Below are 25,381 nucleotides of genomic sequence, written 5' to 3'. Positions count from 1 at the left end.
AACAGTTTTGCAAAATTTGCAAAGGTTGGGTAAAAGTATGTTTTGCTCAATATATCAAAATAGCATATTATTGCGCTTTTGTTTTCGGAGTATGAGATGTCCCAAGCGATCAGTAATTTAAACGAACTTTTACGCACAATGACCCCAAAATTAAATGATGGGGTTTATTATTTTGCCACACTCAATCAGGACGATGATTTACCACTTGCAAAAATCATTGCAACGATTCGTGAAGAAGAGGGGCTATCGGTTGTGATAAATGAAGAGACGGTGGCGGAATACGGTTTACAAGCTCAGTTTAAATGTGCGTGGATTAGTTTGACCGTACATTCTGATCTTGCCGCAGTGGGACTAACTGCGGCTTTTGCCACAGCGTTAGGTAATGTGGGGATTAGTTGCAATGTGGTCGCAGGGAATTATCACGATCATATTTTTGTGCCTTATGAAAAAGCGGAATTAGCAATGCAAACGTTGAGAAATTTGCAAAAATTATCATAAAAAACACCGCTTGAATTTATTTAAGCGGTGCCTTCACTATTCGCATTATTTACTTTGCGATAATAGCCATTCTCGAGCGGCATCTAATTGATAAGCATAATCAAACGAATACATATGCTCGCCCCCTTTGTGGGTTACGCCTTTTGGCACAACGGTGTTAGGTGTAAAGCGGATAAAGTTGGCGGGTTTACCTTGTGTTAAAATTTCAGCAACTTTCTGATTTTGCGCATCTTTTGGCAACAAAGCAGAAAATTCAGTTTCAGCAATCGGTACGCTATTTTGCTGCATTAAACCCATCACTTCTTTCATTCCGATAGAGGCTTTTGGGTCAGCAGCGGAAACAGTGTAAATAAACTTGGCATTTGTTAGTGGTTTTAACACATTGATGTCCCATTGACTTCCGACAAACATCGAGGCGGTAAACAAATCGGGCTCGGTGCTGTTCAGATAAAACGAAATCATACCGCCCATAGACTGACCTGTGGCGTAAACTCGTTTGTTATCAACGGGGTATTTCGCCATCACCTCACGCACCAGATTGGCGGTAACTTTCACTTGCTCGGAAGTCTCCCAACTGTCGTTCACCGCCCCTTTTTCGTAGGCGGGCACCAGCACGAAGGCAGGATTTTTCGCCTGATTTTCGTCCGTCGCCCAGATAATCCCGCCCCAGCCCTGCATTAACGGGGCTTTGGCACCTTTGCCCGAGGTGGAGGCATCGGCGATAAACATGACCAGCGGGTATTTTTTGTTGGGGTCAAGGTTTTGAGGGGTGTACAGGTTATAGCTGATTTTCACGCCGTTTTTGTCGGTGTATTCAAACACTTGAAAACGGCTTGCTAATTCTTCTCGCTGTGCCAGCAGTTCGGTGTCGTAGGATTTGTCCGCCCCGCCGTATTGGGAATCCCAAGCAGGGTTTTCGCCTTGGGCTTGACCTGCACTCTGGGAAGCAGGGGCTTGGCAGGCGGTTAAAAATGCTAAAAAAGCGGTTGTAAAGATGAGTTTCTTCATAACATATTTTTCCAAAGTTGATGGAGTAAAATTATTTTTTGCCCTTTACTGTCATCATGATGTCTTTGACGTAGGGGGAAAATTGACTAAAAAATGCGTTATCACGATTTTCCAAGCATACTTCGCTAAACAGTTTCAAGCCGATCAGAAAACGGCTTAAATCCTGCTCGCTGATGTCGGGGTGCGTTTGCCTGACTTTTTCCAAAAGCTCAAACAGATTGTCGTGGTTAGGGGCTTCAAATACCAACGGCGGGGCTTCAACGGGGCTGCCGTCGCGGTCGGCAAGATAATCCACCGTAATGCGGTATTGGTGTTTTTTCATACTGCTTCTCCTTATATTAAGGGCTGACTTTTAATCTTTTTAAAGCGTCCATCGCCGGCTGACTAACATGATCGCCTCTTTGTGCGGATTTTTTGTACCACACAATCGCTTGACGCTTGATTTAACGCTTTTGCCGTGCCGATACCGTTTTCATAGCAATAGCCCAGCCAGTATTGCGACGTAATGTCGCCCTGTTCGCCTGCCTGTTTGAAATTATCAAAGGCTTTGCGTTCGTCTTTTGCCACGCCCTGACCGTTTAAATACATCAGACCGATATAGCGTTTGGCTTTGATATGCCCCGCGTCATCGGCTCGGATAAAGGCCTGCATCGCCTGCGTGTAGTCTTTTTGGTTATACAGGGCAACGGCTTGATCAAGCAGTTGTTTTGCCTGCATTTTATCGGCGGTGATTACCCCTTTCGCCCCCTTGTCCTGCATTAACAGCCATTCACGGGCAGGGGCAAGTTTGTAGGCATAATCAAACGAATACATATGCTCGCCGCCTTTGGTCATCGTGTTGCCCTCGGGCAGAACCGTGCCTTTGTCAAAATAAACGATATTAATCGTGCTGCCTTTGGCAAGCAGTGCCGACACTTTGGCGTTTTGCTCGCTTTGGGGCAGTTTTGCCGACAAATTGAGCTGTTCAAACGCCACCTTGTCGGCTTTAAGCATGGCGGTTAATTCGCCGTGGGTTTTGACCGCCCCCAAATCGCCGTCGGCAAGGGTGAAAATCCATTTGTTTTTTTCCAGCGGTTTTAAAACGTTGATGTCCCACTTTGAGCCGACAAAATACGAAGCGGTAAACAAATCCGGCTCGATGCTGTTGAAATAAAAGGAAATCATACCGCCCATAGACTGACCTGTGGTGTAAACCCGATTGCGGTCAATGGGGTAATCATCAAGCGTTTGTTTGACCAAATCCAGCGTCATCGCCACCTCGGGGCGGGTGGTCCAGTCGTCATAAACCGCTTTTTCGCTGAATGCCGGCACCAGCACAAAAGCGGGATTTTTGGACTGACTTTCGTCCGTCGCCCAAATAATGCCACCCCAGCCCTGCATTAACGGGGCTTTTAAGCCTTTGCCTGCGGTGCTGGCGTCCGCCATAAACAATACCAGTGGGTATTTTTTGCTTGGGTCAAGATTTTTGGGAATGTAAAGATTATAGGCAAGTGTTTTGCCTGTTTTGAGGTCTTGAAATTCTAGTTGGGTAAATTTTGCTGCCAGCATTTCTCGCTGTGCCAAAAGCTCGCTGTCGTAGGATTTGTCTGCGCCGCCATACAATTCTCTATCCCAAATGCTGGCTTGGGCGGTTGTTTGTGCTTGGGAAACGGGGGACTTAGAAACAGGCGTTTGGCAAGCGGTCAAACTTGCCAAAAGTGCGGTGGTTAAGAGAAGTTTTTTCATAAAAATTCCAAAATTAAGGTTGAGTGTTTAGGCGTTTTAGGGCATCTATCGCAGGCTGGCTGATGTGGTCGCCCCTTTGGGCGGATTTTTGATACCAACTCATTGCTTGATTTAAGTCCTTTGGTGTACCAATGCCATTTTCATAACAAAACCCAAGCCAATATTGCGAAGTGATGTCGCCTTGTTCGCTTGCCTGTTTAAAATAGTCAAAGGCTTTGATTTCGTCTTTTGCCACGCTCTCACCGTTTAGATACATCAAGCCCAAATAACGCTTGGCTTTCATATGGGTGCTTTGTTCAAACAAGGGTTTGGCGGTTTGATAATCTTGGGCTTGGTATAAAGAGACGGCTTTGTCAAATTCGGCTTTGTCAGGCGAGTGCTTGGCGGATTGGGGTGTTTGGCAAGCGGTCAAATTTAGTAATAAGAATAGGAAAATAAAGGACTTTTTTATTATGACAATCGGCTAAAATAACGCCCATTTTAGCAAAAATGAGAATGAATTACAAATTAAGTTTTTTGGGGCTGCCTGAAAAGTTTGCCAATAAAAAACACCGCTTGTCTGATGTTTAACTCAAAACAAGCGGTGGGTTTTATTTATCCATAACGGCTAATCGTTAAGACGATGAGGCATTGTCAGAATATGAATGGCACAAAGCAAGGTTACAAACATCATTGTAAATACCGTTACCAATGCCATTGAGCCATTGATTTCGGTGTGTGTTTCCAGCACAAAAGCAGGAATGATAAACGACAAACCTTTAATGCCATATACCGCAACCGCTTCCAGCCAAAACGCTTTGTTGTAGGTTTTCAGTTCGTTATCACATTTGGCAAGATAGAGTGAAAAAAGCTGCATAAACAGATACACCACAAAAAACCAACCAGCAAAATTAGACAATGGCACGCCAAAATAAGCCCCATTTTCTTTCCATATCCAAGATTGGTTAATGGTTGCCGCCAACGGATCCATCACCAAATCCCACATTACCATAATAAAGGTAGCAATCAATGGAGTGATAATCATCTGAATTCCTTGAAGTTTTTTGCCATATTGCCCTGTTAAGACCTGTCCGAGAATATAAGAGGTATAACCCATTGCAAAATAGGCAGGCATAATCATCAATGGCACATTGGCAATTCTTGGACCGGGCAATTTTTCGTAGTGATAATAGCCAAACGGAAAACCTGTGGAAATACTAAGCGACTCAAAAAAATGGCTGATAATCCAAGTAATAAAAAAGAAAATCAGCATGTTTTTGACGCCAAAACGCTCAAAACCGTGCCAAAAAGCAAATACGGCTATCATCATCGCAAACAGCGGCCCGAGCGGTGCTTGCATTTCAGGGGCAAAATACAAGTAGGCAGTGAGTACAAACATAATGCCGATTAATATCCATCTGCCGATATTTAGGTGAAGTGATTGTTTTTGTGTCATTTTAATTTCTCTTCAATAAAAGTGGTATGTGTTTATTTTAAGAGAGAAATTACACAATAAAAACGGTCAAAATTGCCCAAAACTGCTACAATAAGATGACAAATTTTAAAATCTGTACTATTAAATAGATAAATTGGAGCAAAATCGTTATGCCGTCTGAAAAACAAGATTTGCGAGTACAAAAAACGCATAAGGTCATTCGCACCGCTTTTGTGGAATTGCTACAAGAAAAAACCTATGAAAACATCGCCGTGCAAGAGATTTTGGATAGAGCTTTGGTCAATAGAAATACTTTTTACAAATATTATTCAGGCAAAAGCGATTTGGCAGGGGCGATGATTAGTGAACTGAAAGCCGAATATACCGATTTGATTGATGAAAGAGTAAATCTTGATAATTTAAATGAATTTATTGAGATACTTTTGCCCAAATTTTATGAAAAACGCCGAGTGATTTTGGCACTTTGGACGATTAAAACCAAACGGCATCATCTGTGGGACGATATGTTTTTAATGATTAAAAACAATTACATCGCCACACAACAACGCCATCTCCCCCAAAAAGATTTGGATTATCAAGGCGAAATGGTCGCTCATTTAATGCTACATACTTGGCAATATTATTTTAAACAGGATTTGCCCGTTCCCATTCGCCAAGTGTGGGCGGAATTAGGCGAGATCATCAAGGCGGTGCAGACGGCTTGAATTTTGCAAAATTTCCACACAAAAACACCGCTTGGCGTTAAATCCAAGCGGTATTTGGTTTAAACGTTAGATTTTTACTAAAATTTTCCCCATTTGTGCATTACTTTCCATATACTCGTGAGCTTGCACCATCTCTTCAAAGGCAAAGATTTTGTCAATTTCAGGCTTTAACTGACCGCTTGCTAAGCCCTCAAAGACGAATTGTTTCGCTTGTGCGAGTTTTTCAGGTACGGTAGTTATTTCAAACAGCTCATAGCCACGCACGGTTAAATGTTTGCCCAAAATTGGGAAAACAGGCACAGCAATATCATCATGGCTCAATGCACCATAGATAATATAGTTGCCATCTTGTGCCATTGCATTGATGATAGCAGCCGCTTCTTTTCCGCCCACAGGATCAAACACCATATTCACGCCTTTACCGTTGGTGATTTCAAGCAGTTTAGCGGTGATATCATCTTCTTTGGTGGCAAGCACGAAGTCCGCTCCTTTTTCCAGTAAAATATCGCCTTTGGCATGAGTGCGAGACAGGGCAATCACGGTTGCTCCCTGCATTTTAGCAATTTGAATAGCGGCTAAGCCGACTGAACTTGTCGCTGCACCCAATACTACAAAATCGCCAGCTTTCACTTTACCAAATTCAATTAACCCACCGTAGGCGGTAATAAACGCCATCCAGCTTGCCGCTGCTTGTGCCATTGAAAGATTATCAGGGTGTTTAACCGCAGCGTGTTTTGGCATATTCACGATTTCGCCGTAAGTGCCGTATTCGGTAAACATAAAAGAAGGAATCACGCTCACTTTATCGCCAACCGAAAATTCACTGACATTGTCGCCCACCGCCGTTACCACGCCAGCTCCTTCATACCCCATTGTGGCAGGAAAAACAGGCTCAATCACATAAGCACCAGAGCGATACATTGCTTCTGCACGGTTTAAGCCTAACACTTGCATTTGAATTTGCACTTCGTCTGTTTTTGGTGCAGATGTTTGTACATCAACAATATGTAAAACATCAGGTGTGCCTGTTTGGGTAAATTGGATCTGTTTGCTCATTCTGTTTCCTTAAAAGGTGATATTCATAAAACAACGCAATTTTAACGGGAATTTAAACATGCTAAAATAACATCAATCACAAAACACCTTTGCATAAAACACACAAATGAACCGTAAAAATACCACTTTTCACGCTTTAGAGATTTTTCTTGCGGTTGCCAAAGAAAAAAATTTTTCCGAAGTCGCTCGCCATTATGATGTGGCAAGTTCGGTGATTTCTCGGCAAATCAAACAGTTAGAAGATGATTTTGGGCAAACGCTGTTTTATCGCAATACTCGCTCAATGATTTTGACTCAAGCAGGCGAGCGTTTTGCTCAGCACGCTCAAACGCTGTTAAATCAATATCAATTACTCTCTGATGAATTACAGCAAGCTAATCAAGAACCAGCGGGCATAGTAAGCATTAACGTCCCGACATTTTTCGGGCAAAAGCAGATCGTACCGCATTTGTGTGCCTTGCAAGATCGCTACCCTAAATTAGAAATTCATCTTACTCAATCCGATGATTTTGTTGATCCGTATAGTCAAAATGTAGATTTGATTATTCGCATTGCAAGCCTTGCGGACAGTAACCTCAAAATGAAAATCATCGCCAAGCAGAAACATTATCTGGTTGCCTCGCCTGATTTCTTAGCCAAATATGGTACGCCTTGTACGATTGACGATTTGCCCCATTATCGTGGTCTGTTTTATCGTGGACAATTCGGTATTTTACACTGGCGATTTGGTGAGCAAGGGGTTGTGAAAGAGGCGAAACCTTATTTTGTCAGCAACAATGCCCCGAGTTTGATTGAAATGGCGATTAAAGGTGGTGGCTTGCTGATGATGCCAGATTGGGCAGTCGCCGATGAGATCCAAGCAGGTAAACTTGTCCCGATATTGCCTGATATGTCCATTTCCAGTGATTTAGAAGAGATTTATATCGCTTTTTTAACCCCACAAAGTAGCTATCGTTCCGCCAATGTGCAAGCAGTGATGGATTTTTTAGGCGAAAAATTCGCGCAGGGAAAAAGCTGGCAACGATGATGATTTGGTAAATTTGGGGCAAAAAAAGACCGCTTGCAAATCGCAAACGGTCTTTTGAAAATGTTTTTTATTTATTTTGGGTAAAGCGATTATCCAAGCTCCACGCTCCGCCACCAAATGCAGCAAGCATTAAAAAGACTAAGCTAAATAACATTGCAGGTTCGCCACCGTTGGTTAATGGTAAGAAGGAGAAGTGGAACATAAAATAGGCGACAGCCATTTGTCCAGATAAAATAAAAGCAGTTACTCGGGTGAATAAACCCAAAATAATCAGTACACCACCCACTAATTCTAAGATCCCAGCTAAACCGAAAATAGACATCAATTGCACTGAACCATTGCCATTTGTCATTGAAAATGGAAATTCAAAGAATTTCGCTGTGCCGTGTAGTAAAAAGGCATAGCCAGTTAAAATGCGAACGAATGCTAAAATTTGAGGTTGTAATTTTTGTAAAAAAGTCATGTTAATTCCTTATGGATAATTGATTTTGTGCATTATAGTGAAATAAAAATCGGGAAAAATAGCAATTTATGAATAAGATTGTTTTATATATTGAAACAATGCTTGCACTAGATCTTTCTCTTATGTCTCATTTTTAATTTGATCTTTCACAGACCAATATAACCAAAATCCAATGATGGCACAGAGCAGCATCACTATCGCACTGGCATAGAATATATCGCCAATACCGACTAATGGTGAAACAATGCCTCCCAGAAAAAATGGGGCAAAGCCAAGTAGTGCCGAAGCTGCACCAGCATATTCTCGTTCACTTTCCATTGCCAGTGATGAAATAGCGGGCAATGGTAAACCCATCATGAGCAGCGTAAAGAAAAAACCAAGCTCAACTAAAAGCCAGTGTGGTTGAATTAGCAACATTGCAGCGGTATAAACGACAGCGAAACAGAAACCAAGTACTCCCCATTTCAGTGCGATACGGTTAGCAAGTCTGCTGCCAAAATTTGAGCCAAGCACTAATGCTGTGCCATTTGCACCGAAGCAGAGGCTAAATGCGAATGCAGATAAACTATAAACACTTTGTAAGATAAAAGGTGAGGCGGCAATATAGGCAAACATTGCACCAAATAGAAAGGTTTCTATGCCAACAAATTGCATAAATACACGGTTTTTGATGATTTTGCGAAATGAGCCAAACACGGAAATAACCGAGCCTTGTAAGCGATTTTCTAATGCTAGGCTCTCTTTCAAGCGTAAGCTGAATAACGTAACCGCGACACCAATAAAGGTAAGAAATGCAAAAATGCCTTGCCAGTTAATGTATTCTAACAACAAGCTGCCTAATATCGGTGAAATGATAGGGGCAAGTCCGTTAATCGTCATGAGTAAGCCAAAAAAGCGAGTCATTTCTCGCCCACGATATAAGTCGGTGGCGACCGCTCGAGAAATCACCACACTTCCCGCAGAAGATAAGCCTTGGACCACTCGCAATATAATCATCGTTTCTATATTAGGTGAAAACATAATAGCGATGGTGCTGATAATGTAGATTAGTAGCGATAGAATCAGCGGTTTTTTCCGCCCAAATTTATCACTAATCGGGCCTAATAAGAGTTGCCCTACCGCTAAGCCGATCATTGCTGTGGTTAGCGTGAGTTGGGTCATTGATGTGCTGGTATGAAAAAACTCGGCAAGTTGTGGTAGGGCAGGTAAATAAAGATCCACCACAAAAGGCCCGAATGCCGAGAGTACGCCAAGCAGTAAAACCAAAAAGAGTTTAGAATTGCTATGAGTCATTGTGTTGCTTGAACTCCTTGAATAAATAGATAAACAAGCGGTCAATTTCACTGGATTTTTTGCAAAATTCCCTGAGAAATTCACCGCTTGTACATAATTTTTATAACTGATATAACCAATTTTTCAGATTTTCCACCGCATTTTCTGCATTTTGGTAGAGCAACTGGCTTGGCACATTGACCCAACCTTGCTCGGTTTCAGCAAACAAACACGGTACGCCTTGCACGCCGAATTGAGCAGCAATCGCTTGAGCTTGTGCGATCCAATCGGTGGTTTTTGCCTGATTTTCGGCTAAATCAAAGGTTTCCGCCACCGCACTTTGTCCCAGATTTTGCAGAATTTGGCGGACAACTTCGTTTTCGCTGGTGTCTTTTCCTTCTACATAACGGGCTTTTTGCAACTCGGCAAGCACATTCAACATCGTTTCACTGCCTTGCTCCAATAGGGCGAAACAAGCGTTGCTCAACGCTCGGGAATTGAACTCGCCACAGCCCTGCAAAATTTGCTGACGATAAGTTTCGCTAAACGGCTGACCGGTGAGCTGGGCGATGCGTTGGTCGTTCGTCCAAGCGTGTTGGGCAAATGCGGCATTCATTTGACGACCGCTATCGGCAAATAAACCGGTGGCAAATGCCGACAGCTCAAATTGTTCCGCTAATTTACGCACCGCAGGCGAACTGCCGTAGCACCAGCCGCAGAGTGGATCGAAGAGATAGAGCAGTTTCATACTATTTTCCATCTCGAATATCTTGTAGCGTTTTTCCGCCAAAACCTAATGCGGTTGGTGGGGTAATATCAATGTAAACCATTACGTCCGCTGGATTTTTATTTAACACACGAGCGACTGTGTCGGTAAATTCTTCAACTACTTGACGAAGTTGTGCTTCGCTTGGTTCTGGGGTAGAAATTTTTAAATTAACGTAAGGCATTTTGTACTCCTAATTAAAACATTGAACGACCACTTTCGGTTTTTTCAGGCACGGCTTGGATTACGTCCCAATGCTCAACGATTTTACCGTTTTCATCTAAACGGAAAATGTCCACAACGGCTTCACCACGGTCGTTTTCGTCCATTGTGCTATGTACGTGCAACATCACCAAATCACCATCAGCGACAACACGTTTAATTTCCGCTTTTGATTTTGGGTGAGCTTTTAAGAAAGGCTCAAAAGCATCAATAAAAGCTTGCCCCCCATCGGCAACTGTCGGGTTATGCTGTAAGTATTCAGCGCCAATGTATTTCTCGGTAGCTTCTTTCACTTTGTGCTGATTAAACGCCATTTCATAAAACGCCAATACATTTTGCTTGTTTTGCTCAGGCGTGGTTGCCGCCATTGCAGAGAAAGAAGTTAAAAGCGCAGTTGCGGTTAACAGTAATTTTTTCATTTTTATTTCCTTTTGAGAGTGGTTCTATTTTAGTTTGGTAAGCAACTTTGCCCACCAAACGACTTGATAAGGGCATTATAGTGAAATAAAAAATGGGAAAAATAGCGTTTTTTGAATATAATTGTTTCAAAAATTGAAACAAAATAGAAGATGGATAGAATACAAGCAATTAACATTTTTCTCACGATTGCCGAAACAGGTAGTTTTACTGCCACAGCAGAACGATTGGAGCTTTCCAAACCGATGGTTAGCCGTGCGGTAGCATTGTTGGAGGAGTGGTTTAATGCTCGCCTGCTACAACGTACGACTCGTAAAGTATCCCTTACCGAAGCAGGGGAACAAGCACTCGTCTATTGTCAAAAAATTGCCCATTTGGCAGAAGAGATTGAGCAATCCTCTTCGGCGAGATCGGGGGAGTTAATTGGTACATTGCGTATTGCCGCAGAGCCGATGTTTGGTAGCACAGAATTATTGCAGATTGTGCAACAATTTATGGCACAGCACCCTAAATTACATATTCAGCTTCATCTTTCTGATAAAGCGGTAGATTTAGTGGAAGAACGGATTGATTTAGCCATTCGCTTTACGAATACCCCAGATCCTAACCTTATCGCTCGCCATTTAGGCGAATGCCATTCACTGTTGGTGGCAAGCCCTGATTATCTTGCACAAGGTGAACCGCATTCACCTTGTGAACTGAATCAATTCCGCTTTCTATCTCATACGAATATCAATCGCAAAGCGTGGAGATTTTATCAAGCTCATCAAGAAACGATTATTGAACTGACCAGCCCCTTTATTACTAATGATACTCATGCTTTGTTAAATGCGGTTTTGGCAGGCAATGGCATTGCGATGTTGCCAAAATATCTTTTAAATCAGCATTTAGCAGAGCAGCGACTTAAAGTTGTTTTAAGTGAGTGGACATTGCCTGTTTATCAGCTTTATGCGCTTTATCCTTCTCGTCATCGTTTACCATTAAGTGTGCGGGCATTTTTAGATTTTTTGGTAGAAAGCATTCAAGGGAAGAATTGGTAATTACATACTCTATAAAAATAGCCCTAAAATTAACACATTGTTATCACTGTTAATTTTAGGGCTTTTCATCAATGCAATTTTACACTAATGGGGTGAAATTGGCTAACTGAGTTTGCTCATTGCATCTTTAAACTCACGCACTTCATAATCCGCTAAATTAGGAAAATAGATATCTTCGGCAAGGATTTTATCTAACGCTTCACGGCTTTCCGCCTGTGCAATAATGACACCCGCATGTGCTTGATCGAGGTAAGGGCCTAACATCAAAAAATTACCTTGTTCAAAATAGCGAGCTCCTTAAAGTGATTGAATTTTTTCGGCAAGCTGGCGAGCATATTGGCGAGCAGCTGCTTGCTGTTGTTGGGTTTTGGCTTCATCACGTCCGACATAACTGACGCCATTGAGCCACATTGCCCCTTGATAATCTAATTGGCAAAGGGGCGCAGTGGTTTCAAATCCAACCAGATATTCACTCATTTCGTGCTGAAAAAAGCCCTCTTTTTGGTAAAGCTCCGCAGGTGCACCTGTGGTAATGGAAACCAGCAATTTTTTGCCCCCGATTTTGGCGGTTGAGCTGTGAGCAAAACCGTGATGAAACACATCATCTAGCCATTTTTTCATCAATGCTGGCATCGCATACCAATAAAACGGCACTTGCCAAACAATCACATCGGCTTGTTCAATCGCTTTTTGCTCTGCTTGATATCAAATTCATAATGCTGATGCAGCTCGTCTAATTTACGGATTTCTGCTTGTGGTAGCAAGGTTGCTAATTCTTCCATAATCGTAGCTGTTGCCACCGAGTTTTTTAAATTCGGGTGTCCTGAAATAATCCTTATGCGTTGAGATGACGAACATTATAACGATAGGATTTACAATGATAAGATGAGTAATAACAAATTGATAATAAGTTTTAACCTAATAATCAACTTATTTCTGCCGAAAAGCTTCAATCACGGTTACATTGAGTGATGGTTTTAATTAGATTGATAAGAGAGTGATTTCAAGATACAGTGGTTAGAAATTCTAACCAATAGGTTTATTTATGTTTGAAAATCATCAAGACTTACGCACCTTTTTGCTTGTTGCTGAAACAGAAAGTTTTACCAAAGCCGCCGCTCAGCTCGGCGTTTCTCGCTCGGCGGTGAGCCAAAGTATTAGCCAATTAGAACGCCAATTCGGTACACGGCTATTTCATCGTTCTACTCGCCGTGTGGCAACAACGGATATTGGTGAGCAATTGTTTCAGCAAGTTGCACCGTTATTCCAAGAGATCGATCAGAAAATGAGTGAAGTGTTGAGTAGTCAAAATCAACTGCGAGGGACTTTGCGCATTACTGGCACGCCGCATGCAATCAACACGGCATTGCGAGAAAAATTCAGCCAGTTTTGCAAACAAAATCCGAATATGACGCTGGAATTATCAGTAGATATGCGGTTTGTGGATATTATCAAAGAGCGTTTTGATGCGGGGATTCGCACAGGTGATGTGCTGAATAATGATGTGGTTGCGATAAAAATTTCCGAGCCTAATACTATGTGTTGCGTAGCTTCCCCAGCTTATTTAGCAGAAAACGGAGTACCACACCAGCCATCAGATTTAACCGCTCATAAAGGCATTCGCTTTCGTTTACCGACCTTAGGCGGATTATTAAATTGGGAATTTATCTCGCCTGATAATCACGAAAAAACAGTGTGGGTACAACAAGGCGGAATTATTGTAAACGATCCCTATACAGCGATTAACGCGTGCTTAGACGGTTTAGGCATTGTTTGGATTGAGCGTTCAGCAGTTGGGCATTATCTTGCCAATGGAGAGCTGGTCTCTATATTAGATGATTGGGCGATCAGTTATCCCCCTTACTATCTATACTATCCTAATCGCCACCCCTCACCATTATTAAAAGCATTGATTGAAGCGTTGAAGGTCTGATTTTAGCAGTTATTCCGCCGTAATCCGCACCTTTGCGTTATCCGGCAAGGCTTTTAATTCCGCTAGGCCTTGCGTGATTTTACCAACATAAATTAGCCCATTGGCATAACCGACGTGAGAGTTTTCGGTAAAGATGGCTAGATTTCCCCAAGGGGCGTAATAAGTGAGATCGCCTGCTTGCCCTGCGTAGCCTTTGGGGGAATTTTTGGTGGAAAGTTTCGGTAAATCGTAACCAATTTTCTCTACACCTGCATAATTTTCTAAGCGAATTTCTAACGGTAGCGAGCGGTAAAAATCCCTTGCGGTATCGTTATCGGCAAGAGTCGCTTTAATCACGCTATTCGGATTATCGGTTTGGATTAAAATGTTCATCGTTTGATTTGCCCAAATTGAAGAAGAAAAGGCGAAAAGCCCCAATAATACTTTTTTCATATACACTCCAAGCGGTCTGTTTTTTGCAAAATTTTACCAAAAATAGACCGCTTGTTTCTGTTTAACGACAGTGATAGTAATAATGCACGCAGATCGCTTTTTGTATATTGGGATCAGCGGTATTCAGTTGCGTTCAATTCAATTTTGCTTTGAAGAATGCTTCAAATTTATCGTAAGGAATTTTGCCTGCTTTATCATCGTAAAGATCCACGTGAGTCGCACCTTTTACAATATAAAGCTCTTTATCTTGGCTACCTAATGCTTTAAACGCATCTTCGGAGAAATAACGGCTGTGCGCATTTTCGCCGTGCACGATTAACGCAGGAGTACGTAGCTCATTGGCATATTGCAAAATCGGTAAATTGATTAAGCCTAAAAAGCCTGTCGTCGCCCAAGAACCGTCGGGATTTGAGTTTGCCGCACGAGAGTGGAAGCCTCGACTTGTCGCATAGTAATCGCCATATTCTTTGATAAAGAGTGGGGTATCCGCCGTAATCTGTTCAAAGCGTAAATTATTCGCTGGTAATAAATCCGCATAGTCATTTTTCATCGCTTTCCAACGCCCTGCATTGATCTCTTGACGCATTTTGTAGCGTCCTTCCGCATCAATGCTATCGTTGTAGCCTTTTGCCGACACACGAGTCATATCATACATTGTACTCGTTGCCACCGCTTTAATACGGGGGTCGTTAATCGCAGCGTTTAGCACAAAACCGCCCCAACCACAAATTCCCAATGCACCGATTTTTTCACGATCTACATTATCCAATGTGCCTAAGAAATCCACTGCGGCAGAAAAATCTTCGGTGTTAATATCTGGGCTTGGCATATTGCGTGGTAAGCCTGAACTTTCACCAGTATAAGAAGGGTCAAACGCCACAGTAATAAAACCACGTTCAGCAAGGGTTTGTGCATATAAACCTGAAATCTGTTCTTTTACTGCGCCAAATGCGCCAGCAACGGCAATCGCAGGTAATTTGCCTGTGGCATTTTTCGGCATATACACATCAGCGGCTAAGGTAATACCAAAACGGTTTTTAAAGGTGACTTTGCGATGTTCCACTTTATCGGATTTTGGAAAGACTTTATCCCATTCTTGGGTGAGTTGAATAGTTTGAGCCGGGACTTCAATAACGGTTGCAGATTGATTTGCCATAGCGATTCCTCCAAATACTGTTGAGCCTAAAATCAATGCGGTGGTCAATTTTTTTAATTTCATCTAAAACTCCTAAAAAAGAAAATAAGTCACTGTTTACGGACGGCTATTATAGAAGTTAAGAATAAAATGATAATACGCTGAAAAGTTGATAAACTATTAACCTACGGTTACTAATGAGAGGGTTTTATGCGAGAAAATTACAACGATTTATATACTTTCCTTACTGTGGCACAGGAAAAAAATTTTAGCCGTGCTGCAATGAAATTAGGAGTATCTCCGCCAGCATTAAGCAAAACCATTCGTTTGTTGGAAGAGCGTTTAGGTTTACAGCTGTTTATACGGACGACAAGACAAGTTTCGCTCACTCACGCAGGAGAACAGCTTTTCCGAACTGCAGAACAGAGTTTTGCTAAGCTCAATCACGAATTAGATTTGCTCGCTCACTATCGCAATGCACCGAGTGGCTTAGTGCGAATCAATGCAGGCTTGCAAGTGGTGGAGCAGATTTTGCTCCCGAAACTGGCTCATTTTCGCCAACAATACCCTGATATTCAGCTAGAACTGATTTCAGAAAATCATTTTGTGGATATTATTGCAGAGGGCTTTGATGCGGGGGTACGATTAGGCAGTGATGTAGGCGAGGGAATGATTGCGGTAAAAATTAGCGATCCGATGAAAATGGTCTTAGTTGCTCGCCCTGATTATTTGGCTCAACACGGTTTTCCCAAAACATTAAGCGATTTAACGCAATATCAAGGTTTAGGCTATCGCCTCACTAATGGGCAATTATATGCGTGGGAATTTCAGCAAAAGGGTGAAACCATCAAAATTACACCGCCTTGCCAATGGATTTTTAATGATGATTTTGCGATAAAAACAGCCACATTACAGGGACTAGGCATTGCTTATCTGCCTGAAATGTTAGTGGAAAATGAAGTAGCAAATGGCAGTTTAATCACGCTATTTTCAGAGCATTGCCAATCGTTACCTGCGCTATATCTTTACTATCCGCACCGCAATGTATCCCCTGCATTACGAGTGGTCATAGATTCATTAAAAGTGACCTAAACAAGCGGTCAACTTTTGCAAATTTTCTGCAAAACCAGACCGCTTGTGTTGTTTTTACTCCGCCACAAACTGCATTCCGCCTTTGTTCATCAAAGTACCGCCTTGCAAGCTGATAAGCTTTTTCTCACTAACCATTTCAGAAGTGGCGGAAAGATAGTGTTGAAAATGCTCGCTGGCTCGGTGGTCTGAATAGGCGTTTTCATCGGCGTAGATTTCAAAAAAACGCCATTCGTTCGGCTGATCTTTGAGGGTTACCGCATACATTGCTAACACGCCCTGCTCTTTGGCAAGAGATTGTTGCATTTCATCTAACACAATTGCTTAGCGGATTCAGGTATTAATCGCCTTTTTAATCCAGCAATTAAATGGCAAATAATCCTACGAAAAATATCTATTTTACAAGCGGTCATTTTTTGCTGAAATTTTGCAAATTTTTGCTAGAATCAAATCGCTTGTTAAATTTTAATCAAGGAAAAATGATGTCAGAAAATGTTGAAAACAGAGTTGAACAAACAGTGGAAAACCGCCGCCCACTTAGCTCTCGTGATAATCCACTATTATCCCGTTTTGCTACTTGGTTGGCGAAACGCGCATTCCCGACCCCAAACCAAATTTCCTGCTTGAGTATGGTGTTTGCCTTATTGGGTGCTGTCGTATTATTTTTCAGTCAATCTATTTCTGCACTCGTTTTTTGTGCCGTAATGGTGCAACTTCGCCTATTGTGTAATTTATTTGATGGTATGGTGGCAGTGGAAGGCGGAAAGAAAACCGCTAACGGTGCCATTTTTAATGAGTTTCCTGACCGTGTGGCGGATAGTCTGTTTTTAATCGCATTAGGTTATGCCACACCTTTTCCATGGTTAGGTTGGCTGGCTGCATTGCTTGCCGCTTTAACGGCTTACATTCGGGTATTTGGCGGCAGTGTAGGCTTGCCTCAGCGTTTTCAAGGACCGATGGCAAAGCAACAACGAATGGCAACCCTCACCATAGGCTGTCTGCTCACAGCAGTAGAAAGCATTTTTAATTCAACGACTTATCTACTTTCTGCGACCTTAATTGTAATGACTGTCGGCACCGCATACACTTGCTATGTTCGCACAATGGCAATTTCTACCGAACTGAACCGCTTGGAGCAATAAAATGAAAATCTTGCTTGCAAAATTTATTGACCATATCATCTGTTTTTTCACGGCTTTTATTACTGGCGTTCGCCCACAACGGTTGCCAGAAAACCCAATGCCAACCGTCTATTATGCGAATCACCACAGCCACGGCGATTTCATTTTAGTCTGGATTTCACTGCCGCAGAATTTACGTCTGTGTACCCGACCAGTTGCAGGGGCGGATTATTGGCAGCAAGGGCGAATCCGCCGTTTTATCGCAAATTCGGTGTTTAATGTGCTTTTGGTGGATCGTAACAGCGAGAATCCACAACAGGCGATTGAAACAATGAGCAATGCCATTAGTAAAGGTGAAAATCTGATTATTTTCCCAGAAGGGACACGGAATTTAGGTGAAGAGCCTTTGCAACCGTTTAAAAGCGGTATTTATCATCTTGCCAAGCAACAGCCAAACATTCAATTTGTGCCGGTTTGGATTGATAATATGAAACAAGTTCTACCCAAAGGGGCAATTTTACCGATTCCACTCATGTGCCAAGCTCGCTTTGGCGAGCCGATTTCACTACAAGACGGAGAAGAAAAAGCCGATTTTATCGAGCGCTCACGCCAAGCCCTATTTGCCCTTTCCCCGCAGAATAAGGAGTAATCAGATGACGATTAGCACAATTTTCCTGACCTTTTTCGCTGTTTTACTGCTAGCTTCAGCTATCGGTTTTGTACTTAAACAGAAAAAAGGCAATACCAGCACCATTGAGAACCTAAATGCCCGTATTTATGCGTGGTGGATCATGCTGTTTGTGTTGGTTTTTGCCTTTGCATTTGGGCAAAACGGCACGATTTTACTCTTCTTCCTGATCTCATTCGCCGGCTTGCGTGAGTTTATGACCCTTGCCTATCAAGACAGGCATGACTATTACGCACTGGTCGTCTGTTTTTATCTGTTGCTACCGCTGCAATACTATTTTGTGTGGACAGAATGGTATGGCATGTTCTCGATTTTTATCCCTGTTTACGGCTTTTTACTATTGCCTATCGTCGGCAGTCTCACTGGCAAAACCGAGCATTTTTTAGGGCGTTCGGCAAAAATCCAATGGGCAGCGATGATCAGCATTTTCTGTATTTCTCACGTTCCTGCATTATTGACCTTAGAGGTAAAAGGCTTAGAAAAGGCACAAAATATTCAGCTATTGATCTTTCTGATTGCGATTGTGCAATTAAGCGATGTGTTGCAATACATTTGGGGCAAATTAATTGGCAAACGCAAAATTATGCCGAGCCTATCGCCGTCTAAAACCGTTGCTGGCACCGTAGGAGGGATTTTAACGGCAACGTTAATTGCGATGTTACTGACTCCTATTACACCATTTTCTACCTTAGAGGCTGGTGTGATTGGCTTTGTGATTTGTTTAATGGGCTTTTTCGGTGGCTTAGTGATGTCGGCAATCAAACGTGATTACGGGGTAAAAGATTGGGGGAGAATGATTAAAGGTCATGGCGGAATGTTAGACCGTGTAGATTCTATCTGCTTCTCAGCCCCCGTGTTCTTCCATATTGTTCGCTACTATTGGGCGTAACTGAGATTTGGCACGATGCATTAATTAAAAAGCTGTTTTAGATCACTAAAACAGCTTTAAATTAATCTAAACGATTACAAACTTGCTAATTTTGCCACCATACGTTCGGCGTGTGCTTGTGCTTTGGTTTGCACATTTGCTAAATCCGCATCACTATGCACACCGGGAATATAAAGCTGAGCAAATGTCGCTTCTACGCCTGCCAATTCAAAGCCTGCGTAGGTTGCAGAGCTTTTTAGTGGTTTAACGAGATCTTCAATGTTCCCCATCACCGCATCGGTATAAACTTCCGCAACACCGCCCGTCGTCAATGAAACCAGTAATTTTTTACCCTGTAATTTATTACCGCCTTCACCATAAGCAAAGCCATACGTCCAAACATCATCAAGCCATTTTTTCAAAATCGCTGGTACGTTGTACCAAAAGAGTGGAAATTGGAATACCACCACATCCGCTTCTACCAACGCTTGCTGTTCAGCTGCAACGTCAATGTTGAAATCAGGATAAAGTTCAGTTAAACGGCGAACACTAACTTGTGAACCGAGTTTTTCTTCTAACGTGTTAAGAATTAAACGGTTGCTGGTAGATTGATTTAAATCTTGGTGAGCTGAAATAACGAGAACACGAGACATAAAATTTTCCTTTAAAGTAGAGTTATAAAAACGGAACGCAGTATAATCTGTTTACTTACTTTTTGTAAGTACTTACAAAAAGGTAAGCCGAAACCGTATGCTAATCATTTTATTTAAAGGAGACACTATGCATTTCCCTTTTGAAAAAGGACAGGTTCTTGCCAAAGATTGCCCCAGCCGTTTGATTTTAAATCACCTAACCAGCCGTTGGGGATCGCTTGTAATGATTGTATTAAGACAAGGGACAAAACGCTTTTCTGAAATTCGCCGAGAAATTGATGGGGTGAGTGAAAAAATGTTAGCGGAAACCCTTAAACAGTTAGAACAAGACGGTATGATTGTCCGCCATGCTTTTGATACCGTACCGCCCCATGTGGAATATCGCTTAACCGAATATGGAGAGCAAGCTGCCGAAAGAATTTATGGTTTGGTGGATTGGTTAGAAAATAATGTCAAAGCAATTTTGGCACAAAAACAGGCATAATTTTGCTTCTTTGGGAGCAAAAAAGACCGCTTGCGAACACTAAACAAGCGGTCAATTTGTGGGAGATTTTTGCAAAATCAGGCAATGTCTAACATCAATTTATCTACAATTATGTTATTTGATTTTTTACCACTTCTATCACTCGTAAAATGGCGCTGACAGAGGCTGGGCAACGCTTGTTAGGGAGTACTAAACATCTCGTCCAATCATTAAAATATGCGATAGAAAGCGCGCAAGACTTGGGTGAAATACCAACCGGCACGGTGCGGATTACCCTTTCCCGCTTTGCCTACCAATGGATTTTAAAACCGCATTTCGCTGAATTCTGCTGTCTCTATCCACATATTCAGCTGGAAATTTCCATTTATGATGGCTAACCGTATTTTGCCTTTAATGCTCAATCAAAATGAACAAGAATGGATGGTGGAAATGGAGAGCAGGTTGGTCGCCAACGATATTGACGTAATGGCAGATGGAATTCGCGTCGGCTTAGGTATTGGCAAAATTTTTACCCCAATCCACCGCTTATTGCCGGATAGCGATCAGTTTATTCCTGTGTTGCAAGATTATTGGAAATACTATCCTGCGGTCTATCTTTACTATCACAACACAGTAATAAAGCCAAGCGGATTCAAGTGTTGATTGCCTTTCTAAGCCAGAAATTAGCGGTGTAGTTTCGCAACAATTTTATGTAGTGTCGCAGCTTCTTCTTCACTTAAATTGAGCATGTTTGCCATCTGTGCAGGCACTTGGGCAGCTTGTGCTTCAAGGGCTTTACCTTGCTCTGTTAAACGAATAATCACACTACGCTCATCTGTTTGGCTGCGGGTACGCTCTACCAGCCCTTTTGCCTGTAAGCGCTTGAGTAACGGTGTAAGTGTACCGCTATCTAAATAGAGGCGAGCCCCAATTTGATTAACGCTGATGGCATCATTTTCCCACAATACGAGCATGGCTAAATATTGTGGGTAGGTGAGATCCAATTTATCCAGAAAAGGGGTGTAGCAGCGAGTGATCTCTTTTGACACTGCATACAGTGGAAAACAGAGTTGGTTAGAAAGTTTGAGTTGTTCGTACATTGATGATCTCCTAAAAAAACGCGTAGTATAAAATAGTTGTGCGCTATTTAATAGTGACAAGCGATTGATTTCCAGAAAAAATTTGCTTAATTTAGTACGGTAGCTGAAACATCAGCATAGCTTTATTTAAGATTCAAAGGCAACATGGAGTAACTATGAGACTGTCTAAATTCATCACCACTTTTACCGTGGCAAGCCTATCTACGGCACTATTCGCTGCGCCGCCTGCCAAACGAAATCCACTTGCCGATTTGCCGTTTGCCAATCAAACCGAACAAGGCTTTTCATTAACCTTTGATCCGCATAAATTTGTCGCCAAAACCGCCGAATTAAACGGCGAAAGCCTGCCGTTTCGTGCGGTAGAAAAGATTGTTTATGTGAAAAATCCGATAGAAGCGGAATATCAAACCTTGAATTTCTATGTGCCGGAAGCCTATTTTAAAGGGGAAGAGATCAACGGCTACACCGCAGAAACCGCACCAATTTTTTTGCCTAACGCAGTTGGTGGCTATATGCCAGCATTAGCGGCAACAGCAGACCAAGGTGGCATGCGTGGCAGAGCCAGCACGATTTTACAAGCGTTAAAACAAGGCTATGTGGTTGCCTCGGTTGGTGCAAGAGGCAGAACGCTAGGCAGGGAAGGAAATTATACAGGCAAAGCGCCTGCGGTGATTTTGGATTTAAAAGCCGCCGTGCGTTATCTGCATGCCAATGATGCGTTAATGGCGGGCGATGCCAATAAAATTATCTCAAACGGCACCAGCGCCGGCGGTGCGATGTCGGCATTGCTGGCAGCAAGTGGCGATCACAGCGACTATGCCGATTTGCTGAAAACGCTGGGGGCGGCGGAAGCCAGCGATGCGATTTTTGCCGCTTCAGTGTATTGCCCGATTACCGATTTAGAACACGCCGATATGGCCTATGAATGGCAATTCAACAAATTACACGATTATGAGCGCAAAGATATGTCTCGAATGGATGCCCGAGCCTATAACGACCGCACCATTGCCCAACCGATGCTGAGTGGTACCTTAAATGCGCAAGAAATCACAATATCCGACCGCTTGAAAGCGGCTTATCCGGCTTATTTAAACAGCCTCAATCTGCAAGACAGCCACGGTAAACCGCTGACGCTTGATGATGAGGGTAACGGCAGTTTTAAAGATTTCATTGTGGAGCGTTTGATTGCCTCTGCCAATAAAGCCATCAGCGAAGGGCAAGATCTCTCGCAACTGGGCTGGCTGAAAATCGAAAACGGCAAGGTTATCGGGCTGGATTTTGAAGGCTTTGTTGCGCAGAAAAAACGAATGAAATCGCCACCGGCGTTTGATGCCTTGGATTTAAGCAGTGGTGAAAATAATTTCTTTGGCGATCAAACAACCAATAACAAACATTTCACGCCATTTGGCTTGGCACACAGCCAAGTGAAAGGCGCAATGGCGGATCCGCAAATCGTGAAATTGGTGAACGCAATGAACTATACCGACAACCATCACGCCGCCCAACATTGGCGGATCCGTGTCGGGTCAGCAGATTATGACACCTCTCACGCCATTTCTGCGGCATTAACCGCCAAACTGAGAATGAGCGGGAAAACGGTGGATTATGCGCTGCCGTGGGGCGTACCCCATTCGGGCGACTATGATTTAGATGAATTGTTCCAATGGATTGATAGCATTGCTAAGTAAGTAGGTAAAAAGCAAGCGGGCAAATTTGCACTTATTTCTGCAAAATTGCCCGCTTGTTATCTAGAAAATTTAGTGGTGTCGTTCTGGAAACAGCATCTTAATGACATTCTGAGTCAAACGGCGTGATTTTCCTTGATAAGGGAAAATATGCATCATCATCATTGGATTAAAGTTAGCCTCAATTACACCCCACGAACGCAATGATGGCTCGGCAGCTTGGTTGAGATCTGGAATGATTAAATCCACGCCACACACTTTTGCGCCCATTGCGTGGGCAATGCCGACCGCGATTTGTTTATAGCTATCGTGCATTGCATCGGTCATATCAATCGAATCGCCCCCTGTGCTGATATTCGAGTTTGCTCGTAGCTGCACGCTTTGCCCTTTGGCTGGAATGCTATCTACCGTCAAGCCTTGTTCTTTCAGTTGTAGCTGTTCAATTTCGCCCAGTGCGATTTTTTTCAACGGCGAACGGCTGCCATCACCACGCAATGGATCGGCATTTTTCATTTCAACTAACTCTCGCACCGTATGCACCCCATCGCCGACTACATTAGCAGGCACTCGTAATAATACGGCTAAGGTTTCATCGCCTAGTACAAAGAAGCGGTATTCTGTGCCAACTAAATAATCTTCTACCATCACTTCTTTATCTTCTCTAAATGCAATTTCAATCGCCTTAGCGAAGTCGTCACGATTATTCACGCCTTGTTGGAAGATAGTAATCCCTAAACCATAGTTGGTGCTTTTGGGTTTGATTACCACGGCTTTACCTTCAAACAGTGGGTAATGTGCAACAGCAGTTGCGACATCGGTAAATTCCACACTTTTTGGCACGTTAAAACCTGCTTTGGCGAGCACTTTTTTGGTGACCACTTTGTTTTCCATAATCAATGGCGAAATGTATTGATCGTGGGAAGTCATATTGCCGTTTTTAACGTATTCCAGATGATCACCAAATTTCAGTGCGAGGAATTGGTCGTTTTCGTCTAATAGTTCAACCGAAATGCCTTGTTGAATCAAATCAAATAGGAGTGCTTGGGTAGAAAGCTCCATATTGTCAAAAGCAGAAAGGGCATAGAAGCGTTCAAAGGCTTGGGCTTTATAATGTTGTGCTAATTTTGCAGAAAATTGCTGATAACCGCCCGCTTGTTGAAGCGCATTGACAAAGCGTCCGCCAATCGTTTGGCTTGGCTCATAAAATTGAGCAATTTTGTCTTGAACGGTTGTGATTTTGCTTTCATCTGCACCGATCTCTTGTAACATGGCAATCATTTCTTGCAGAATGGAGAGACCTTCATCTTGGTATTTTGTGATGGAAAGCGGATCTTCCATAGCGACTTCAAAGAGACGTTCTCGTCCTAAATCCACACCTGCTTGGCTGTTGGTTTCCGTTTTCCAAAGCATTAACAGCAAGAAACTATGGATAAATTCGGCATCTTCTAGAGTAATGCCATAAGGCGCAAAGGGATTGAGATCAAACAGGCGGAATTCGCAATACTGAATCCCTTTATCCAATAATTCACGCACTTTTTTTGCACCACGTAAACGGACATTGGAGTAATACTCTTTTTCGGCAATCAAGTCGCCATTTGCCACGAATTTTTCCAAACTTTCCACATAATCACGCAAACTGTTGTGATTGATTTTGATATGTTCGGCATTCACATAACCATATTGGCTAGAACGTAGCGAACGTACAAATCTGCCCTCTGCAAGCGGTGAATTTTCACCAAAATAGTGCGATTCTACAGTGTTGCTGGCGGAAAGCAGGTAAACTAACACCCACTGATAACGTAGGAAATTGTTAGCAAGTTTCATATACACAGCGGACTGAAAAGCGTGTTTTTCGCTGTATTCATTCTGCATTGCAAACAGTTTGTCAATCAAATCAGGGCTGATTTGGAAATTGTAATGAATACCGCTGACCATCTGTTTATATTTGCCATAAGAGCGTACTAAATGCTCGCGATAGGCAACATCATTAGGGTTATCTAATTGTGCCACTTTAATTTGATCTTCCGGCGGTAAACCGCATGGCATACTGATTGGTAAAAGATATTCATCTTCGGGGAGCGAGCGTAATACGACTTCGTGAATAGCAGAGAGCCAGCGTAGTGTATCTTTCAGTTTCGTGTTCGGGGGGGTGATTAATTCTAATTGGCTTTCAGCGAAGTCGGTTTGAATGTAAGGATGATAGGAACGATTACCAAAAACAGCAGGGTGAGGGGTAGTAACAATATTGCCTTTAGCATCAATCCGTTGGCTCTCTTTTTCTAAACCGAAGTTGCCTTGTTGGAAGAACAATTGTAGTTGGTGTTGAAGAATGAGGTTGCGAAGATTCATACAATTCTTTCCTGATAAATAATCAATTAGACGAATAAATGTTCTTAGTCTAACAAAATATAAACAGGGTTTGCTAGAGTGAGTGATTATTTTGAATGCTCAAGCTTTAAGCGATATTTGGTTTGTGACAGGGAAAATCGTTGCCCTTAAGATTTCCTTAATAAATTCATGGTTGAATATAGGCTAACAAGGGCGGCGGTTCTTGTTAATTTAAAGATCTTATTTTTACTAT

General features: G+C 42.5%; 33 protein-coding genes. 13 read left to right on the top strand and 20 right to left on the bottom strand.

The window, feature by feature from the left end; genetic code table 11:
- Nucleotides 1-96 precede the first annotated feature (96 nt).
- Nucleotides 97-498 carry an ACT domain-containing protein gene (locus F542_RS10350; RefSeq protein ID WP_025267487.1) on the top strand — a complete coding sequence of 134 codons (402 nt, stop codon included), beginning with the start codon at nucleotides 97-99 and terminating at the stop codon, nucleotides 496-498.
- A 45-nt stretch (nucleotides 499-543) separates the two neighbouring features.
- Here F542_RS10350 and F542_RS10345 read toward each other — a convergent pair whose 3' ends face one another.
- From F542_RS10345 to F542_RS10820, 5 genes are all read right to left on the bottom strand, one after another.
- On the bottom strand, nucleotides 544-1,506 hold the full coding sequence (locus F542_RS10345) for a carboxylesterase family protein (RefSeq protein ID WP_025267486.1): 963 nt from the start codon (nucleotides 1,504-1,506) through the stop codon (nucleotides 544-546).
- A 31-nt stretch (nucleotides 1,507-1,537) separates the two neighbouring features.
- The gene (locus tag F542_RS10340) at nucleotides 1,538-1,828 is read right to left on the bottom strand and encodes a DUF3861 domain-containing protein (protein WP_025267485.1); all 291 of its coding nucleotides are present in this window, start codon (nucleotides 1,826-1,828) and stop codon (nucleotides 1,538-1,540) included.
- A gap of 62 nt (nucleotides 1,829-1,890) precedes the next feature.
- Complete coding sequence (locus tag F542_RS10335; RefSeq protein WP_025267484.1) at nucleotides 1,891-3,231, bottom strand: SEL1-like repeat protein; 1,341 nt, start codon at nucleotides 3,229-3,231, stop codon at nucleotides 1,891-1,893.
- A gap of 13 nt (nucleotides 3,232-3,244) precedes the next feature.
- The gene (locus F542_RS10980; RefSeq protein ID WP_042365749.1) at nucleotides 3,245-3,643 is read right to left on the bottom strand and encodes a tetratricopeptide repeat protein; all 399 of its coding nucleotides are present in this window, start codon (nucleotides 3,641-3,643) and stop codon (nucleotides 3,245-3,247) included.
- A 195-nt stretch (nucleotides 3,644-3,838) separates the two neighbouring features.
- Nucleotides 3,839-4,666 carry a carotenoid biosynthesis protein gene (locus F542_RS10820; protein WP_025267482.1) on the bottom strand — a complete coding sequence of 276 codons (828 nt, stop codon included), beginning with the start codon at nucleotides 4,664-4,666 and terminating at the stop codon, nucleotides 3,839-3,841.
- A 149-nt stretch (nucleotides 4,667-4,815) separates the two neighbouring features.
- Here F542_RS10820 and F542_RS10320 point away from each other — a divergent pair, with 149 nt between their 5' ends.
- Nucleotides 4,816-5,370 carry a TetR/AcrR family transcriptional regulator gene (locus F542_RS10320; RefSeq protein ID WP_025267481.1) on the top strand — a complete coding sequence of 185 codons (555 nt, stop codon included), beginning with the start codon at nucleotides 4,816-4,818 and terminating at the stop codon, nucleotides 5,368-5,370.
- A 66-nt stretch (nucleotides 5,371-5,436) separates the two neighbouring features.
- On the opposite strand, the gene F542_RS10315 is transcribed toward F542_RS10320, so the two are convergent.
- Nucleotides 5,437-6,426: a zinc-dependent alcohol dehydrogenase family protein gene (locus tag F542_RS10315; protein WP_025267480.1), complete on the bottom strand. Its 990-nt coding sequence runs from the start codon at nucleotides 6,424-6,426 to the stop codon at nucleotides 5,437-5,439.
- A 106-nt stretch (nucleotides 6,427-6,532) separates the two neighbouring features.
- Between F542_RS10315 and F542_RS10310 the strand changes: the two genes are divergently transcribed.
- Entirely contained in the window at nucleotides 6,533-7,453 is a 921-nt protein-coding gene (locus F542_RS10310; protein ID WP_025267479.1) for a LysR family transcriptional regulator, read from the top strand.
- 67 nt (nucleotides 7,454-7,520) lie between these two features.
- Here the strand turns inward: F542_RS10310 and F542_RS10305 are convergent, their stop codons facing one another.
- From F542_RS10305 to F542_RS10285, 5 genes are all read right to left on the bottom strand, one after another.
- On the bottom strand, nucleotides 7,521-7,916 hold the full coding sequence (locus tag F542_RS10305) for a DoxX family protein (protein WP_025267478.1): 396 nt from the start codon (nucleotides 7,914-7,916) through the stop codon (nucleotides 7,521-7,523).
- 120 nt (nucleotides 7,917-8,036) lie between these two features.
- Nucleotides 8,037-9,209, bottom strand: coding sequence for a multidrug effflux MFS transporter (locus tag F542_RS10300; protein WP_025267477.1), 1,173 nt, complete (start codon nucleotides 9,207-9,209; stop codon nucleotides 8,037-8,039).
- Between the two features lie 100 nt (nucleotides 9,210-9,309).
- The gene (locus tag F542_RS10295; protein WP_025267476.1) at nucleotides 9,310-9,936 is read right to left on the bottom strand and encodes a DsbA family protein; all 627 of its coding nucleotides are present in this window, start codon (nucleotides 9,934-9,936) and stop codon (nucleotides 9,310-9,312) included.
- Between the two features lies 1 nt (nucleotide 9,937).
- A complete protein-coding gene (locus F542_RS10290) occupies nucleotides 9,938-10,138 on the bottom strand; it encodes a tautomerase family protein (protein WP_015431557.1) in 201 nt (66 codons plus the stop codon).
- Nucleotides 10,139-10,151: 13 nt separating this feature from the next.
- Complete coding sequence (locus tag F542_RS10285; RefSeq protein WP_015431558.1) at nucleotides 10,152-10,595, bottom strand: nuclear transport factor 2 family protein; 444 nt, start codon at nucleotides 10,593-10,595, stop codon at nucleotides 10,152-10,154.
- A gap of 150 nt (nucleotides 10,596-10,745) precedes the next feature.
- Between F542_RS10285 and F542_RS10280 the strand changes: the two genes are divergently transcribed.
- Complete coding sequence (locus F542_RS10280; protein WP_015431559.1) at nucleotides 10,746-11,633, top strand: LysR family transcriptional regulator; 888 nt, start codon at nucleotides 10,746-10,748, stop codon at nucleotides 11,631-11,633.
- Between the two features lie 102 nt (nucleotides 11,634-11,735).
- Here F542_RS10280 and F542_RS10815 read toward each other — a convergent pair whose 3' ends face one another.
- Genes F542_RS10815 through F542_RS11180 form a run of 3 tightly spaced genes read right to left on the bottom strand, consistent with a single transcriptional unit; the run spans nucleotide 11,736 to nucleotide 12,433 of the window.
- A complete protein-coding gene (locus F542_RS10815; protein ID WP_015431560.1) occupies nucleotides 11,736-11,897 on the bottom strand; it encodes a YciI family protein in 162 nt (53 codons plus the stop codon).
- A 33-nt stretch (nucleotides 11,898-11,930) separates the two neighbouring features.
- Nucleotides 11,931-12,302 (bottom strand): NAD(P)H-dependent oxidoreductase, encoded by a 372-nt coding sequence (locus F542_RS10275; protein WP_015431561.1) that lies wholly within the window; start codon nucleotides 12,300-12,302, stop codon nucleotides 11,931-11,933.
- A complete protein-coding gene (locus F542_RS11180) occupies nucleotides 12,299-12,433 on the bottom strand; it encodes a hypothetical protein (RefSeq protein ID WP_015431562.1) in 135 nt (44 codons plus the stop codon). Before F542_RS11180 ends, F542_RS10275 begins: the two co-directional genes overlap by 4 nt.
- 245 nt (nucleotides 12,434-12,678) lie before the next feature.
- On the opposite strand from F542_RS11180, the gene F542_RS10270 reads away from it, so the two are divergent.
- The gene (locus tag F542_RS10270) at nucleotides 12,679-13,566 is read left to right on the top strand and encodes a LysR family transcriptional regulator (RefSeq protein ID WP_015431563.1); all 888 of its coding nucleotides are present in this window, start codon (nucleotides 12,679-12,681) and stop codon (nucleotides 13,564-13,566) included.
- Between the two features lie 9 nt (nucleotides 13,567-13,575).
- On the opposite strand, the gene F542_RS10265 is transcribed toward F542_RS10270, so the two are convergent.
- A complete protein-coding gene (locus F542_RS10265; RefSeq protein ID WP_038445830.1) occupies nucleotides 13,576-13,998 on the bottom strand; it encodes a cyclophilin-like fold protein in 423 nt (140 codons plus the stop codon).
- Between the two features lie 133 nt (nucleotides 13,999-14,131).
- The gene (locus F542_RS10260; RefSeq protein ID WP_015431565.1) at nucleotides 14,132-15,217 is read right to left on the bottom strand and encodes an alpha/beta hydrolase; all 1,086 of its coding nucleotides are present in this window, start codon (nucleotides 15,215-15,217) and stop codon (nucleotides 14,132-14,134) included.
- Between the two features lie 126 nt (nucleotides 15,218-15,343).
- On the opposite strand from F542_RS10260, the gene F542_RS10255 reads away from it, so the two are divergent.
- Entirely contained in the window at nucleotides 15,344-16,225 is an 882-nt protein-coding gene (locus tag F542_RS10255) for a LysR family transcriptional regulator (RefSeq protein ID WP_015431566.1), read from the top strand.
- A 54-nt stretch (nucleotides 16,226-16,279) separates the two neighbouring features.
- On the opposite strand, the gene F542_RS10250 is transcribed toward F542_RS10255, so the two are convergent.
- A complete protein-coding gene (locus F542_RS10250; protein ID WP_081601350.1) occupies nucleotides 16,280-16,528 on the bottom strand; it encodes a putative quinol monooxygenase in 249 nt (82 codons plus the stop codon).
- A gap of 173 nt (nucleotides 16,529-16,701) precedes the next feature.
- Here F542_RS10250 and F542_RS10245 point away from each other — a divergent pair, with 173 nt between their 5' ends.
- The 3 genes from F542_RS10245 to F542_RS10235 are packed head-to-tail and all read left to right on the top strand — an operon-like array spanning nucleotide 16,702 to nucleotide 18,920.
- Complete coding sequence (locus F542_RS10245; RefSeq protein ID WP_042365815.1) at nucleotides 16,702-17,364, top strand: CDP-alcohol phosphatidyltransferase family protein; 663 nt, start codon at nucleotides 16,702-16,704, stop codon at nucleotides 17,362-17,364.
- Between the two features lie 10 nt (nucleotides 17,365-17,374).
- Nucleotides 17,375-17,992, top strand: coding sequence for a lysophospholipid acyltransferase family protein (locus tag F542_RS10240; RefSeq protein ID WP_025267474.1), 618 nt, complete (start codon nucleotides 17,375-17,377; stop codon nucleotides 17,990-17,992).
- A 4-nt stretch (nucleotides 17,993-17,996) separates the two neighbouring features.
- A complete protein-coding gene (locus F542_RS10235; RefSeq protein WP_015431570.1) occupies nucleotides 17,997-18,920 on the top strand; it encodes a phosphatidate cytidylyltransferase in 924 nt (307 codons plus the stop codon).
- Nucleotides 18,921-18,994: 74 nt separating this feature from the next.
- Here F542_RS10235 and F542_RS10230 read toward each other — a convergent pair whose 3' ends face one another.
- Nucleotides 18,995-19,552: an NAD(P)H-dependent oxidoreductase gene (locus F542_RS10230; protein WP_025267473.1), complete on the bottom strand. Its 558-nt coding sequence runs from the start codon at nucleotides 19,550-19,552 to the stop codon at nucleotides 18,995-18,997.
- Between the two features lie 127 nt (nucleotides 19,553-19,679).
- On the opposite strand from F542_RS10230, the gene F542_RS10225 reads away from it, so the two are divergent.
- From F542_RS10225 to F542_RS11070, 3 genes are all read left to right on the top strand, one after another.
- Nucleotides 19,680-20,036, top strand: coding sequence for a winged helix-turn-helix transcriptional regulator (locus F542_RS10225; protein ID WP_015431572.1), 357 nt, complete (start codon nucleotides 19,680-19,682; stop codon nucleotides 20,034-20,036).
- 149 nt (nucleotides 20,037-20,185) lie between these two features.
- Nucleotides 20,186-20,413 carry a type 2 periplasmic-binding domain-containing protein gene (locus F542_RS11075; RefSeq protein ID WP_015431574.1) on the top strand — a complete coding sequence of 76 codons (228 nt, stop codon included), beginning with the start codon at nucleotides 20,186-20,188 and terminating at the stop codon, nucleotides 20,411-20,413.
- Complete coding sequence (locus F542_RS11070; RefSeq protein ID WP_025267472.1) at nucleotides 20,403-20,678, top strand: type 2 periplasmic-binding domain-containing protein; 276 nt, start codon at nucleotides 20,403-20,405, stop codon at nucleotides 20,676-20,678. The genes F542_RS11075 and F542_RS11070 overlap by 11 nt, the downstream gene beginning before the upstream one ends.
- A gap of 20 nt (nucleotides 20,679-20,698) precedes the next feature.
- Here the strand turns inward: F542_RS11070 and F542_RS10215 are convergent, their stop codons facing one another.
- A complete protein-coding gene (locus tag F542_RS10215; RefSeq protein WP_015431576.1) occupies nucleotides 20,699-21,115 on the bottom strand; it encodes a MarR family winged helix-turn-helix transcriptional regulator in 417 nt (138 codons plus the stop codon).
- A gap of 155 nt (nucleotides 21,116-21,270) precedes the next feature.
- On the opposite strand from F542_RS10215, the gene F542_RS10210 reads away from it, so the two are divergent.
- Entirely contained in the window at nucleotides 21,271-22,803 is a 1,533-nt protein-coding gene (locus F542_RS10210; protein ID WP_015431577.1) for a subtype B tannase, read from the top strand.
- 69 nt (nucleotides 22,804-22,872) lie between these two features.
- On the opposite strand, the gene gshAB is transcribed toward F542_RS10210, so the two are convergent.
- Nucleotides 22,873-25,149 (bottom strand): bifunctional glutamate--cysteine ligase GshA/glutathione synthetase GshB, encoded by a 2,277-nt coding sequence (gene gshAB, locus F542_RS10205; protein ID WP_025267471.1) that lies wholly within the window; start codon nucleotides 25,147-25,149, stop codon nucleotides 22,873-22,875.
- Nucleotides 25,150-25,381: the final 232 nt, after the last annotated feature.

This window comes from Bibersteinia trehalosi USDA-ARS-USMARC-188 (genome assembly GCF_000521725.1).
Lineage (GTDB): Bacteria > Pseudomonadota > Gammaproteobacteria > Enterobacterales > Pasteurellaceae > Bibersteinia > Bibersteinia trehalosi.
This window is presented reverse-complemented; position numbering and strand designations above follow the sequence as displayed.

Coding starts and splice junctions, on each gene's coding strand:
- F542_RS10305 (WP_025267478.1), bottom strand. CDS start 7,916: ATGACTTTTTTACAAAAATTACAACCTCAAATTTTAGCATTCGTTCGC.
- F542_RS10320 (WP_025267481.1), top strand. CDS start 4,816: ATGCCGTCTGAAAAACAAGATTTGCGAGTACAAAAAACGCATAAGGTC.
- F542_RS11075 (WP_015431574.1), top strand. CDS start 20,186: ATGGCGCTGACAGAGGCTGGGCAACGCTTGTTAGGGAGTACTAAACAT.
- F542_RS10255 (WP_015431566.1), top strand. CDS start 15,344: ATGCGAGAAAATTACAACGATTTATATACTTTCCTTACTGTGGCACAG.
- F542_RS10340 (WP_025267485.1), bottom strand. CDS start 1,828: ATGAAAAAACACCAATACCGCATTACGGTGGATTATCTTGCCGACCGC.
- F542_RS10315 (WP_025267480.1), bottom strand. CDS start 6,426: ATGAGCAAACAGATCCAATTTACCCAAACAGGCACACCTGATGTTTTA.
- F542_RS10350 (WP_025267487.1), top strand. CDS start 97: ATGTCCCAAGCGATCAGTAATTTAAACGAACTTTTACGCACAATGACC.
- F542_RS10245 (WP_042365815.1), top strand. CDS start 16,702: ATGATGTCAGAAAATGTTGAAAACAGAGTTGAACAAACAGTGGAAAAC.
- F542_RS10225 (WP_015431572.1), top strand. CDS start 19,680: ATGCATTTCCCTTTTGAAAAAGGACAGGTTCTTGCCAAAGATTGCCCC.
- F542_RS10345 (WP_025267486.1), bottom strand. CDS start 1,506: ATGAAGAAACTCATCTTTACAACCGCTTTTTTAGCATTTTTAACCGCC.
- F542_RS10300 (WP_025267477.1), bottom strand. CDS start 9,209: ATGACTCATAGCAATTCTAAACTCTTTTTGGTTTTACTGCTTGGCGTA.
- F542_RS10815 (WP_015431560.1), bottom strand. CDS start 11,897: ATGTTAGGCCCTTACCTCGATCAAGCACATGCGGGTGTCATTATTGCA.
- F542_RS10235 (WP_015431570.1), top strand. CDS start 17,997: ATGACGATTAGCACAATTTTCCTGACCTTTTTCGCTGTTTTACTGCTA.
- F542_RS10215 (WP_015431576.1), bottom strand. CDS start 21,115: ATGTACGAACAACTCAAACTTTCTAACCAACTCTGTTTTCCACTGTAT.
- gshAB (WP_025267471.1), bottom strand. CDS start 25,149: ATGAATCTTCGCAACCTCATTCTTCAACACCAACTACAATTGTTCTTC.
- F542_RS10260 (WP_015431565.1), bottom strand. CDS start 15,217: ATGAAATTAAAAAAATTGACCACCGCATTGATTTTAGGCTCAACAGTA.
- F542_RS10310 (WP_025267479.1), top strand. CDS start 6,533: ATGAACCGTAAAAATACCACTTTTCACGCTTTAGAGATTTTTCTTGCG.
- F542_RS10270 (WP_015431563.1), top strand. CDS start 12,679: ATGTTTGAAAATCATCAAGACTTACGCACCTTTTTGCTTGTTGCTGAA.
- F542_RS10290 (WP_015431557.1), bottom strand. CDS start 10,138: ATGCCTTACGTTAATTTAAAAATTTCTACCCCAGAACCAAGCGAAGCA.
- F542_RS11070 (WP_025267472.1), top strand. CDS start 20,403: ATGATGGCTAACCGTATTTTGCCTTTAATGCTCAATCAAAATGAACAA.
- F542_RS10230 (WP_025267473.1), bottom strand. CDS start 19,552: ATGTCTCGTGTTCTCGTTATTTCAGCTCACCAAGATTTAAATCAATCT.
- F542_RS10285 (WP_015431558.1), bottom strand. CDS start 10,595: ATGAAAAAATTACTGTTAACCGCAACTGCGCTTTTAACTTCTTTCTCT.
- F542_RS10820 (WP_025267482.1), bottom strand. CDS start 4,666: ATGACACAAAAACAATCACTTCACCTAAATATCGGCAGATGGATATTA.
- F542_RS10250 (WP_081601350.1), bottom strand. CDS start 16,528: ATGCAACAATCTCTTGCCAAAGAGCAGGGCGTGTTAGCAATGTATGCG.
- F542_RS10295 (WP_025267476.1), bottom strand. CDS start 9,936: ATGAAACTGCTCTATCTCTTCGATCCACTCTGCGGCTGGTGCTACGGC.
- F542_RS10335 (WP_025267484.1), bottom strand. CDS start 3,231: ATGAAAAAACTTCTCTTAACCACCGCACTTTTGGCAAGTTTGACCGCT.
- F542_RS10210 (WP_015431577.1), top strand. CDS start 21,271: ATGAGACTGTCTAAATTCATCACCACTTTTACCGTGGCAAGCCTATCT.
- F542_RS10265 (WP_038445830.1), bottom strand. CDS start 13,998: ATGAAAAAAGTATTATTGGGGCTTTTCGCCTTTTCTTCTTCAATTTGG.
- F542_RS10280 (WP_015431559.1), top strand. CDS start 10,746: ATGGATAGAATACAAGCAATTAACATTTTTCTCACGATTGCCGAAACA.